The organism is Paenibacillus sp. J2R1T-4 (genome assembly GCF_059692235.1).
The window spans coordinates 345,664-357,766 of sequence record NZ_JCAUBA010000001.1; the positions used below are offsets into that span (position 1 = coordinate 345,664).

The 12,103-nt window shown below is 46.1% G+C and carries 10 protein-coding genes; 3 read left to right on the forward strand and 7 right to left on the reverse strand.

Annotation, left to right across the window (positions count from 1 at the left end):
• Nucleotides 1–9: 9 nt before the first annotated feature.
• Entirely contained in the window at nucleotides 10–1,128 is a 1,119-nt protein-coding gene (locus tag AC58QD_RS01725; RefSeq protein ID WP_497329351.1) for an ATP-binding protein, read from the reverse strand.
• A 170-nt stretch (nucleotides 1,129–1,298) separates the two neighbouring features.
• On the opposite strand from AC58QD_RS01725, the gene AC58QD_RS01730 reads away from it, so the two are divergent.
• A complete protein-coding gene (locus tag AC58QD_RS01730) occupies nucleotides 1,299–1,787 on the forward strand; it encodes a hypothetical protein (protein WP_497329353.1) in 489 nt (162 codons plus the stop codon).
• Nucleotides 1,788–2,221: 434 nt separating this feature from the next.
• Here AC58QD_RS01730 and AC58QD_RS01735 read toward each other — a convergent pair whose 3' ends face one another.
• Nucleotides 2,222–3,160 carry a LysR family transcriptional regulator gene (locus AC58QD_RS01735; protein WP_497329355.1) on the reverse strand — a complete coding sequence of 313 codons (939 nt, stop codon included), beginning with the start codon at nucleotides 3,158–3,160 and terminating at the stop codon, nucleotides 2,222–2,224.
• 69 nt (nucleotides 3,161–3,229) lie between these two features.
• Here AC58QD_RS01735 and dapA point away from each other — a divergent pair, with 69 nt between their 5' ends.
• Complete coding sequence (gene dapA / locus AC58QD_RS01740) at nucleotides 3,230–4,108, forward strand: 4-hydroxy-tetrahydrodipicolinate synthase (protein ID WP_497329357.1); 879 nt, start codon at nucleotides 3,230–3,232, stop codon at nucleotides 4,106–4,108.
• Between the two features lie 154 nt (nucleotides 4,109–4,262).
• On the forward strand, nucleotides 4,263–5,009 hold the full coding sequence (locus AC58QD_RS01745) for a metallophosphoesterase family protein (RefSeq protein WP_497329359.1): 747 nt from the start codon (nucleotides 4,263–4,265) through the stop codon (nucleotides 5,007–5,009).
• A 148-nt stretch (nucleotides 5,010–5,157) separates the two neighbouring features.
• Here AC58QD_RS01745 and AC58QD_RS01750 read toward each other — a convergent pair whose 3' ends face one another.
• From AC58QD_RS01750 to AC58QD_RS01770, 5 genes are all read right to left on the reverse strand, one after another.
• Nucleotides 5,158–5,922 carry a TIM barrel protein gene (locus AC58QD_RS01750; protein ID WP_497329361.1) on the reverse strand — a complete coding sequence of 255 codons (765 nt, stop codon included), beginning with the start codon at nucleotides 5,920–5,922 and terminating at the stop codon, nucleotides 5,158–5,160.
• Between the two features lie 49 nt (nucleotides 5,923–5,971).
• Nucleotides 5,972–7,204, reverse strand: coding sequence for an aminopeptidase (locus AC58QD_RS01755; protein ID WP_497329363.1), 1,233 nt, complete (start codon nucleotides 7,202–7,204; stop codon nucleotides 5,972–5,974).
• A 181-nt stretch (nucleotides 7,205–7,385) separates the two neighbouring features.
• Entirely contained in the window at nucleotides 7,386–8,318 is a 933-nt protein-coding gene (locus AC58QD_RS01760) for a manganese-dependent inorganic pyrophosphatase (RefSeq protein ID WP_497329365.1), read from the reverse strand.
• A 134-nt stretch (nucleotides 8,319–8,452) separates the two neighbouring features.
• A complete protein-coding gene (locus AC58QD_RS01765; RefSeq protein ID WP_497329367.1) occupies nucleotides 8,453–10,288 on the reverse strand; it encodes an ABC transporter ATP-binding protein in 1,836 nt (611 codons plus the stop codon).
• Nucleotides 10,273–11,973, reverse strand: a complete 1,701-nt coding sequence (locus AC58QD_RS01770; RefSeq protein ID WP_497329369.1) for an ATP-binding cassette domain-containing protein — start codon at nucleotides 11,971–11,973, stop codon at nucleotides 10,273–10,275. The genes AC58QD_RS01765 and AC58QD_RS01770 overlap by 16 nt, the downstream gene beginning before the upstream one ends.
• Nucleotides 11,974–12,103 lie beyond the last annotated feature (130 nt).

Sequence of the window (12,103 nt, forward strand, 5' to 3'; positions counted from 1 at the left end):
AGCCTCCTCTTAATGGCTCTCCGTCTCCAAATAGAATTGAAGCGAGGGATAATCTGCCTTCATTTCATCGATTCTTTGTTTCAATTGAGCGATGTTTACTCTGGATTGGAATAGTTCTGTATCTGGAGCAAAGGTGACACTTGTTCCTGTCTCGCCCGAAGCTCCAACAATGTTCACTCCTGTTTGCGGAATTCCATTACGGTATTGCTGCCTGAATATTTGACCCTCCCTGCGAATTTCTACGGTTAACAGTTTGGACAAAGCATTCACGACAGCAATGCTGATTCCTTTCTCCGCACCTGGAGCTGTATACCCGCTTCCTGCATTCTTAAGATCTGTGAGAATCGACTGCACCACGGGTGTCTTCGATTGAGGGAGTACTCGGACTGGAATCCCTCTCCCGTTATCCGCGACGGTGATACTTCCATCTTCATGTACATACACCCTGACTTCATTACAGTAGCCGGCTTGATGCTCCAGGACACAATTCTCGATGACGGCCCAGAGCAGTTCGTGAACATCATAGCCTGTCTGTTCTCTCCCTCCCAAATATTGTTCTGCATGATTGCGCGCATGAGTCATATCCATGTAATCACTTGTATCTATCACGTCCGACACCGCTGCAAGCAGTAACATTAAAGGCAGCACCCTATTCGAAGGAATGACGTATCGTCCCCCTCTTTCTTCCTGGGAGAGCAGATCAGCCCCAGTCAACGCCTTCAGATGATGGTATAGTTGGCCGGTCGTCCCCATATTCAGTCGCTCAACCAGCTCTAGTCCAGTCAAGGGAGTACTCCATACTTCCTTCAGAATATCCAGTCTCTGCTTATGTCCGAGGGCGGCCAATATCTTGGCGGTTTTCTCACTGCTCAAGCTCAGCAATAGTTCCAAGCTGCGTTCCTGCGGCTCCCATCTGCTCTGTGATTGATCATTTTGAAGGAGCCCAGAATAGTACACCGAACCTTCATATCCTTCCCCCACCATAGTTGGACGCAGAGCAGTATTTAGCCCCTGGTTTTGTGTCTCATTAGAACTTAGCCGTCGCACTCCCGCTTGTTCAAGTAACAACTTAATGTCTGCCAGTTGAATATGAATAGCGTCAATTTCTGCACCGAAATCTCTAGTCATCTCAACACACCTCCTATATTATGTTATTACGTAATATCGTTATACATAAATAATACTACAAGGAAGGCTAAAATGGAACCAAAAACCTTTTCAATTCCCATGAATGGATAAATGGCGACTAGGACAATTCATTCCGATCATATAGTTCCAAAAAGTGAAGGAGGATGTATATGCGTTTTACAGTTCAATATATACCTCTGAGCAAGATTAAACCTGATGTCACCCCCTCTATGACTGCACGTATTCGGGAGCTTCGCAATAGGATGTGGGATTGTATGCATCTGTTGGTTGTACGCAAAAACAGCAAGGATGGCAGTTACAGGATCCTGCTCGGGAACGACCGTTATGAATTCATGCGAGCCCATACCAAAAAGTTGGTCGCCCCTTGTTTGGTCGATGAGAGCAATTCCCAAGCTCAAATCAGATCATGGTTTCTTCGATTCCGCAGCAAACGGCTGTCTGATCCTTTTCCTGACGTCGACACTAGCCTCATAACCCCGGTAGCCTGGTCGATCCTACGCGAATTCATGAGAAAAGAACCTAGATTGAAGCAACTTTCTCGAAAACAGCAAATCAAAATTATGCTCATGGCCATTCAGTACAAGAAGATAGTCGTGGCTTCCATGAAGTCGAAGGTTGATCGATTATCTAATCGATAAACAGGGATATAATATAAGAAAAACCGCTAGAGAAGATCACTCTAGCGGTCTTTGGCGAATGAGTTCAGTTTGGCGCGCGGGAGGGCTGGAAGGTGGGCTACGATTGCTGTTGTGCTAGGGTTCCCTTGATTATGATGTTTAGAGGTAGGAAACCAACCACAAAGGCAACCACTTCGTTTCTCCGCTCCACCTCCCAGCCCTTTTCTGTTCCCTTTCGGACTAGATGTAGACCATTTCGACATCTAACGCGAAGAATCAACCATTTAAGGATTTAGATGTCGAAGAATTGTACATTCCTTGGGATTAGTAAATCAAACTTTGCTGGTAGTGAATGAAAACGAACTAATTTGTCCTTCATCCGAGTCGCGGGGTTATTATTTAACCACATTAACTAATTCTAAAGGCCGACTAACTAATAGTTAAAGGTGGGTTAACTATTTCCCTGAACCTCCATTCCTCAAAAGCTCCAATAAATAGAGATGCGACTGTGATAACCATTTCTTTTGATGGTACACAAGCTGGATGTAGAACTTCAAATCAGGATGGGTAAAGGGCAGAACGATCAGGTTCCCTCTCTTCACTTCCTCTGTTACTGCGATCAGCGGCATCAATGCGACACCTAGACCATAGAGAACACATTGCTTGATCGCTTCCAGACTTCCTAATTCAAAAGAAATCCGATAGTCCACTCCATTCTGCTTCAAAAGACGAATGAACCAAGTGCGGTATAAGCAAGTTTCTTCCGCCACAATGAGGGATTGACCGTCCAGATGAGACAAGTTGATCTTGTCTATATCTTTTAAGGGATGATCTGGCTTGGCCACAAGGACTAGAGGCTCCTCCCTAATCGTAATACTCTCTAACAGAGGACTTTGGGCTTTCCGGTCAAGCAGAATACCAATATCGAACTCGCCTTCTTTTACTTTGTCCAACAATGTTGTTTCATTAACAGAATGCAAGGAGATCTGTTTGCTCGGATACTGTGTCTGCCACTTCTGCAGGAAGGGTGGTAAGTAGAATGCCGCTAGTGATTCAATAGTGCCGATCGATAGATTTCCTGCAACTTGTTGCCCAATCGTCTCCTTGGACTCTGCATATAGCTCCAGCATGGGCTTCACAATGTCCCACAATGCCTCACCTGCAGGCGTGAGCCGTATTCCCCTGCCGAATCGCTCGAACAAAGGCACCCCATACGCTTGCTCAAGCTTCTGAATTTGGGTAGTCACACTGGATTGAGCATAACCAAGCTTTTCAGCTGCTTTGGTAAAGCTCTGACATTTCACTACTTCCAGAAACGTCTGAAAATAAGTCAGATCCATCACAATCACCAGCTTCCAAAAGGAATCATCAAAATTATTGATGTCTACTATCATATATTATAGATAACTCCGATAGTCGAGTCCATGCTATAGTGAGGCTAATCTATTGTAGGAGTGAGGAAAATGCTGACATCTGATTCGTTGAAAGGCCTTTATGTTCCTGTTGTAACGCCATTTCTATCTAACGGTGAGTTGGATCTCCCTTCATATCGCCGTTATCTTCTCGAGTTGATAAGGCATGGAATTCACGGCATCGTGATTGGCGGGACGACCGGAGAGTCACCCTCCCTATCCTGGCAAGAAGTTGAGAGGCTGTATGAGAGGACGAAACAACTTTTATCGGAGGAGCACTGCCCCCTTCCAGTTATTCTAGGAACGGGTACCAATGATACAGCTTCAACGGTTCTAAGAACAAAGCAAGCTCATTCGATTGGAGCCGACGCTGTCCTTGTAGTAGTTCCTTATTACAACCGCCCCTCTCCGACTGGGATCGTGGAACATTACGGCCAAGCCGCACAAGTCGGTGTCCCAGTGATCGCCTATAACATCCCTTACCGCACTGGGTTAGCTTTATCTACGGATACATTGAGCAGGATTTTGGAAATCCCCAACGTAATTGGCTTAAAAGATAGCTCAGGCGGAATTAAACAGCTTATCGAGCTGTCGATGATTACGAACAAACCTATTCTATGCGGGGAAGATTTCTACTTCTATGCGGCATTATGCTGCGGAGCGCAGGGTGGGATATTGGCTTCTTCCAGCCTGCACACTAACCGATTCGTACAGGTGTACGAGTTGAATCAAGTTGGCCAATGTAAGGAAGCGAAGGCAGCATTCGATCCGTTAATTCCGCTTATTGAGCTGCTTTATCGCGAACCGAATCCAGCGCCTATTAAATGGCTACTTGAGCACATAGGGGTAATCGAATCCGGAGCTCTGCGGCTGCCTATGACCCCAATTAGTGAGGAATTACAGATAGAATTAATGAAGCTTTCGCTGTAAAACGGAAGAGAAGTGCCAGTGTCCCTTTATCCTAGGAACACTGGCACTATCATGTTGTAGTAATATAGACTCCCTACCATAAAGTAGCTTGTCTCAATTTGCATCGTTCTCTATAATAAACCACATATAGATTGGATATGGAGGAAGTTATTACATGAGAATAGCCGTTATCTCTGATATGCATGGGAATGCTACTGCTTTTGAAACCGTAGTTCGAGATTTACATGAACAGAGCCCAGATATTATCGTATGCCTGGGTGATATCGTAATGAGAGGGCCTCAACCCGTCGAATGCCTGGAGATGGTTAAAGCACTGAACCCCCTTACTGTAGTAAGAGGGAATTACGATGATAAATTCCTCAAGCCCGCATGGACACCCAAATCATACAAACAAGAAATCCAACTCCGCGCCCTAGAATACGATTGCGACCGGTTGTCTTTGGAGAATCAGAAGTGGTTGACTCAATTGCCTGCGGAGTTTAGTTGTGAATTCGAAGGAGTCCCGACAGAACTTTATCACGCTTCTCCAAAATCATTGTACGAGATTACTTATCCATGGGCTTCACTCGATGAGTTGGATCAACTGCACAAATACGACCAAACCAAGCTGGTACTTTTCGGACATATCCATCACGCATTCGTCAGACAATGCCGCGGCCGATTGATCGTGAATTGCGGCAGCATCGGCATGTCCTTCGACGGAGATAACCGGGCCAGCTATGCGATTGTGGACATCGCCAAACGCGATATCGCGATCCAACTTCGACGTGTAGAGTATGACATCGATCTTGCGATCCAGATTGCCAGAAATCAACGGATGCCTGATCTGGATTCCTTCGAATATGCCTTGAGGACTGCGCGATATCCTTACGATGCAGCCAAAGAGTTGCCTGTTACTTAGTCCTTTCGTTGAAGTAATATTGTTCATACCTGTTATAATCGTTTATCGGTTAAGTTTGTGACACGGGAGAGTTAATATTTGTTCATCAACAACCAAAAAAGCCAGCGCCGCAATAACGCGACACTGACTTCTCTTCAAATTCCCCCAACTAACCGAGCTTGGATAATATATCTTCCTTATACCTTTGCAAGGCAACATCTGTATCTACCGTATATAGGCATTCCAAGCCAACATAACCATCAAAGCCAGTTTCCTTAATGGCATTAAGGATATTTCGATAATTCAACTCGCCCGTGCCCGGCTCCGTACGGCCTGGATTGTCAGCGATATGGAAATGATTAATGCGATCCCGATAAGCGGTGGCATTCCGGATCACGTTGCCCTCCGTCACCTGCTGATGATACACATCAAATACTAATCTCACATAAGGACTATCCACTTCATCCACAATTCGCACGGCTTCATCGGAAGTTTGTAAGAAATGACCTGGATGGTCCACAAGTCCGTTAAGCGGCTCCAGCTCAAGCACAACATTCGCACTCTCGCATAACAGAGCACATTGCTTCAACGTCTCGACCATCACTCCAATCTGAGCTTCTCTGGATAAATCCGGAATAGCTGACCCAGTCTGAGAGATAATCGATTGTGTCCCGAGCATGTTGCAAGCTTCCAACGTCTCCGTCAGCCCCGTCAAATAAGCCTCCCGCTTTCCAACATCCACAAGATTAAATTCCTTCGTGCAAGTTGCGCTAATGCCTACTCCAATCCGCTCTTGCTCCCTCACCAGCTTCTTCAGATCCAGGTTCCACCAGGCATAATACTCCAGTCCGTGAAAACCATGTTCCTTCACCTTTTCCAGATGGTAAACTACATCTTGATTCTTGTACGCTCCTATACAAAGCGAGTACTTCATCAGCTTAACCCCTCCCGAGTCACCCTGTTACGCAGTACTTCAGATTCAATCAGAATGCCCAGTTCCCCTTACGGAATATCGCTTCTCGCTTGCCATCTGCCGTAATACCATCGATATCCATCTCAGCAGAGCCCACCATGAAATCCACATGAGTCAAACTCGAATTCACACCCGCTTCACTTAATTGCTCCTTGGACATGTCCGTACCGCCTTGGATATTCGTAGGATAAGCTTGACCAAGCGCCAGATGATTAGATGCATTCTCGTCGAATAAGGTATTGAAGAAGATAAGATTGGAATCAGAAATGGGAGAATGGAAAGGAACCAATGCAATCTCGCCCAGTCTGCGCGCCCCTTCGTCTGTATCCAGAAGATGCTTGAGTGTCTCACTCCCTTGTTCTGCTGTCATATCCACCACTTTCCCATTCTCAAAGGTCAGGGTGAAGTTATTAATTACGGTTCCGCCATAATTCAATGGCTTCGTACTCCGCACATAACCGTTCACACCATCCTTGTGGGGCATTGTGAACACTTCTTCAGTAGGCATATTCGCATTGAATGGAACATTGTCTTGCGCTTCCTTCGATCCGCCTAACCATACGTGATTCAATGGGAGATCCACAGACAAGTCTGTACCTGGAGCCGTGTATACAAGGGTGCGATATTGTTTTGCATTCAACACATCAATCTTCCGGTGTAAGTGAGCATTATGATCCCCCCAAGCTTGAATAGGATCTTCCGTATTCACCCGGGTAGCTTTGAAGATGAAATTCCACAGACTTTCCACCGCTTCTTCAATAGGCAGATCAGGAAATACCTTTGCTGCCCATTGTTCATTGGCAACACTGATTAAGGACCATCTTGCTTTATAGCTCATTAGATTGCTGCGGTACTTTTGCGTTGCAGAAGCCTGAGTCTTAGTGGCAGTTGCCACGCGCTTAGGATCAATATGCTGAAGAAGGTCAGGATTCGGAGATAGAATAGACAAAAATGCAGCCCCGCTCAAGCTCAACTCTTCCAGCCCCTGAGCTTTCCACATTGGGAATTCTGTAAAAGCTTCATCTGGCGCCATCTTATACTTCAAGCTGATGAGTTGATCATCGTTCCATTCCACAATTACGTTTTTAGCACCTGCCTCATAGGCAACAGCCGCAACCTTTCGCACCAGTTCGGCCGCTTGAATAGGAGCATTGACGAATAAGGTTTGCCCCTGCTGCAGGTTCACCCCAACTCGGACTGCGAGTTGAGCGTATTTGTTCAAACTTTGATCCAAATTGTTCATGTTATTACCTCCACATATGAAAAAGGTTTATGTACACGCAAAGCATAGACGAAACCGCAGCTCTTGTAAAGAGACGAATCCCATTTCACACTTCACCCACTAGGCTTCCCAAAAGTCATTGGAATAATAGAAGAAGCTACCGAACAATTCGGTAGCTTCAAACGTACTGCTCAATTCTTGCTTACTGTTTGTTGAACGTATCCGTCAAGATAGGAACGATCTGAGATTTGCGTGAAACGACGCCTTTCAGCGTAATTGTATTGTTCGACAGGGTACCATTGTACGCTTGTTCCACAACATTCGCAGAGCGACCTAATGCCAATCCAATTGAATCGTTATTAAGAATGTCTGTTACAACGAACAAGAACAGGTCCAAGTTCTTCTCTGCGATGATCCCGTTAAGCGCCGCTTCAAGCTCATCCTGTCGACCCAGCACATCATTCGTATCCACCGCATTCACTTGTGCGATTTCAACCTTGTAGCTCCCCATTTGGAATTCCTTAGCGTCTAAGGAGATCAATTGAGGAATTGTCTTGTCGAGCATGTTAGCGCCCGCTTTCAACATATCCAGTCCGTAGCTCTCAAGATTGACTCCAGCGATTTCAGCTAATTCACGAGCAGCAGCTACATCCTGATCTGTGCAAGTTGGCGATTTCAACAGAAGAGTGTCGGAGACGATGGCCGATACCATTAAGCCCGCAATCGACTTTTCAATCGCTACATTATTCTCTTTGAACAATTTATTAAGAATCGTTGCCGTACATCCTACCGGCTCAGCCCGATAATATAGCGGATGACTAGTCTCGAAATTAGCAATTCTGTGGTGATCGATTACTTCAGTTACACGAACTTGATCAATGTCGCTGACGCTTTGCTGGCGCTCGTTATGATCGACAAGAATAACGCTCGTCGTTTCATTCGCAACGGTCTCAACTAGACGAGGCGCGCTTACTTTGAAGTAGTCAAGCACGAATTGCGTTTCGCCGCTGACAGTCCCAAGACGAACGGGCTCAACATCGAAACCGAGCTTAGTCTTCAAATCTGCATAAGCAATTGCGGAACAAATCGTGTCTGTATCGGGATTCTTATGCCCAAAAATAAGTATTTTTTCCATCCTAACTCTCCTTATACATTTCTATTATCGTACGTCAATATAGATTATATCGTTAAAATCACCTTATTCCAATCCCTTTACCACGATTAATTCTTGAACAAGTTATGAATGTTGCAGATTTTGTTGCTCTTCAGTTAAACGGGTCCGTTTCCTCTATACCACTCTGCTTGCGCTTGGAACATTGCAGCGTAAGCATTCCCTAGTGCTATGAGCTCATCATGCGTACCTTCTTCGATTATCCGCCCTTCTCGAAGTACAATAATCCGGTCTGCATATCGGGCCCAGCCAAGCCTGTGGGAGACGAACAAGACGGTTCTACCTTCAGCCAACTGACGAAACGATCGGTTAAGATCAGTCTCATGCTGCGGATCAATCGCAGAGGTAGGTTCATCCAGCACGAACAGACGAGCATCGCGGTGAGCCGCTCGAGCAATAGCTAGTCTTTGCCATTGTCCTCCGCTTAATTGTTGGCCGCCTTCCGTCAGCAATCCGACCTTGGCGTCTAATCCGCCATTCAGACTTGCCAGCTCAAGAGCTCCAGCTTGTTGAAGCGCATTAGTTATTGTTTTATCGGTGACACCCGTTCCCGAACCCGCCATTCTCACATTATCACGTACAGTAGTTTCGTATCGAACGAAGTCTTGAAAAGTCGCAGACATGGATTCACGCAACAGCTCAGAATCCAGCAGCTCATAATCAACACCATCCCAAGTTATTTGCCCTTCTGAGGGTCGGTACAAACCAAGAATAAGACGCACCAGAGTAGACTTCCCAGCACCGTTCTCTCCAACTAACGCAACGGTCTCGCCTGGGTTCAACACAAGCTGAATGTCCAGTAGGGATGGCTTTGCTGACTCTGAATACTTATAGGAAACATTGGTAAGCTCGATCTGTCCTCTTGAACCAGGAGCCAATGCTGAGCTGGACATTTTAAGTTGGTCTGGTCTTTCGTGCAGATATTCAACGAGATCCCATAGCTTCCCGCTCTGAATATAGATCTTGCCGAGAGGAAAAGCCATAGTTGCACTAAGCGCATGCGCTTGACGAATGGCCTGAAACACAATAACGACTGTACCTGCAGTGACAAGACCCGATTTCAGTTGAAGCAGCAGCCAAAGTATGGCACCAAATAACCCAATAGCTTGAACAATGGATACCAATACCCCTCGGCGAATCTCCCTGCGGTTCGCATTCATTCTCAGTCCTAAAGAATGCTGCATTTCCAGACTCCATTTATGTACAAGAGCTTCATTGGAGCCGGATATCCGCATATCCCGAACTGTCTCCGGTCTTGTCATAACTTGTTGCAAATAGTCCGACTGACGTCCAGACCTAGTCAAATCTCGATTCAATCGCCTCTTGACGATGTCGGATTCCAATCGGATAAAGAGAGACACTAGAAAGACAACACTCATAATGAGTCCTACAATCGGATGCGCCAGCATTCCTACAATTAGCAGTCCGATCACTTCGAAGAGCAAACGGAATAGCACGTATACTTGCTGCAGCACACCTGCAAACTCCGCGCCTGCAGCAGATTCAGCTCTCGTCAGACGGTCATAGTAGTCTGCCTTATCCATTCTCTCTAGCGATACTTCAAGCGCTCTTTGATGTACTTCCCCTTGAACGAACATCGATGCTTTGTCACGGAATCTGACATCTATCATATTCTGGAAGGCAACAAGTGCTTTAGTTAACATGGCTATGCCAATGAAGACAAGTAACGGGAGCCATAAGCCACTGAATTCACCTATCCATCCCTCGCCCTCAGATCCTGTTACTCCTCCAACAAACTGATCCACTAGCTCTCTTTGTACTGCGAAGCTAGGGATGACCAACAAGCCAATTACAAAAGGGAAACCGATCCACAACATAGAAAGCACAGGCATATTCCGAATCAATCTGCCTAACAATTGACCAACATTACGTATCCTATATAAAGTAGATGGATTGTTCATTCGGTGTACCATGCGGCCTGCATTTGAAACATCCGGCCATACTCTCCGTTTAATTGCATAAGCTCATCATGAGTGCCTTGTTCGACTAGCCTGCCGCCTTTTAACACGAAGATAACATCTGCAAGCCTTGCAGCGCCGAGCCGATGTGTAACGAGCAATGCAGACCTTCCTGCAGTCACACGTAAGAACAGTTGGACCGCCTCCTTCTCAGCTTGTGGATCAAGAGCAGCCGTAGGCTCGTCGAAGAACACGAAATCGGCTTCCTTAAGGATGGCCCTGGCTGTCACAATCTTCTGCCATTCTCCTCCAGATGGTTCTATCCCGCCAAAAGCTGCACCAAGTTGCATATCTAACTCCCGATACTTATCCCCGCTAATACCAGCAGCAAATAATGCTTGCTGCAGGGTTCCGTCCTCACCTTGAGCAGAAGGTTTGCCTAGAGCCACATTCTCCCGCAAAGTTAAATAGAGTTGGGCGAAGTCTTGGAACACGGCGGATAGATGGTTACCAACTAAGTCACCCTTAACTCGATTGTGCAAACCGTCAACCCATCGGATTTCCCCAGCAGTCGGTTTATACAATCCCGTCAGAAGCTTAACCAATGTCGATTTACCTGAGCCATTCTCGCCTACAACAGCTGCACGACAACCAAATGGGATCGTAAGGCTGAGTTCTTGCAGCACATCTCGATCTGACCCTGGATAACGGAATCGTAATTGTTGAGCCTCCACTTGCAAGCCAAGTTCTTCAACTGTGTGATCCATCTCAAAGCCAACGGGCTCTGCCCAGTCTTCATCCAAAGCCATAAATGCTCGATAATCTTGCCATCGCATCATATTCCTGCGTACACTAGCGCTTTGCACAACGAATTGGGGGACAAGCGCTATCATCCTCGTTAGAGTCAAGAACAACATCGCGTATGCGCCAACGGTTAGCTTGCTCACTCCTTGCAGTAACACAAGTAATCCAAGGATTAGACCGCTTACCAGAGCAACAATGAGTTGCGGACCCATCAACTGCAGTTCTGTGCTCCTTACCGTTTTCCATTTGTCATTCGATTGCCGCTCGTACAAGGTGGTCCAGCGTTCTGTTAACAACCGTCCGATCCCGAACAGCCGAACCTCCTTAGCCGCATCACGTTTCGTAATTAGCTCTGCATAATGACGAAGCAGTCTTTTACTCGCTGTCTGATTCTGATCCGCCTGTTCTAATCGCGTTGCCGACCTCCCAGTCACATATACCAGCAGGGCTGCCGAAACACATACTGCTGCAACAGGAATCCATTGTTTAAAACTAAGCATAACTCCTATAAGCATGATCATCAGCAGAACCGTCTGCAACAGTTGAACCCCTGAATAGTAGCTTTCATAAAAAGATACCTTCAGTGCACGGTCACGCAGATCCTTAGTCTTAGGCGATTCAATAGATGCTAATGGCAAATTTGCATTCTTACATATGATTAACCTCTGTTCCTCGAGTGAACCTACTTCAATTAATCGCGTCATAGACATTGCCGTTGGCATGCCAATCAAGATGTTGTTCACTGCCATTAAACCAGTCAGCCATAAGGCTGCTATTATTATTGGCTGAATGGAGTCCATTGACGACCATCGCTGAATCCGATCAATTAACAACATGATCATACCGAGCTCTACTGGAACGAACGGCACACTCAGAATAGCCAATACCAGAAGCACTATTACGGGCCTCCGTTCTACCCGATACAAAGTCAGTCCAGCATCCCATACACATCTAAATAATGAGTTAATATTCCATCCTCCTCGCGCTCAGTTCTACTAGTATAAAGGCAAGAATGAGGTGTATCAA

Coding starts and splice junctions, on each gene's coding strand:
- AC58QD_RS01725 (WP_497329351.1), bottom strand. CDS start 1,128: ATGACTAGAGATTTCGGTGCAGAAATTGACGCTATTCATATTCAACTG.
- AC58QD_RS01730 (WP_497329353.1), top strand. CDS start 1,299: ATGCGTTTTACAGTTCAATATATACCTCTGAGCAAGATTAAACCTGAT.
- AC58QD_RS01735 (WP_497329355.1), bottom strand. CDS start 3,160: ATGATAGTAGACATCAATAATTTTGATGATTCCTTTTGGAAGCTGGTG.
- dapA (WP_497329357.1), top strand. CDS start 3,230: ATGCTGACATCTGATTCGTTGAAAGGCCTTTATGTTCCTGTTGTAACG.
- AC58QD_RS01745 (WP_497329359.1), top strand. CDS start 4,263: ATGAGAATAGCCGTTATCTCTGATATGCATGGGAATGCTACTGCTTTT.
- AC58QD_RS01750 (WP_497329361.1), bottom strand. CDS start 5,922: ATGAAGTACTCGCTTTGTATAGGAGCGTACAAGAATCAAGATGTAGTT.
- AC58QD_RS01755 (WP_497329363.1), bottom strand. CDS start 7,204: ATGAACAATTTGGATCAAAGTTTGAACAAATACGCTCAACTCGCAGTC.
- AC58QD_RS01760 (WP_497329365.1), bottom strand. CDS start 8,318: ATGGAAAAAATACTTATTTTTGGGCATAAGAATCCCGATACAGACACG.
- AC58QD_RS01765 (WP_497329367.1), bottom strand. CDS start 10,288: ATGGTACACCGAATGAACAATCCATCTACTTTATATAGGATACGTAAT.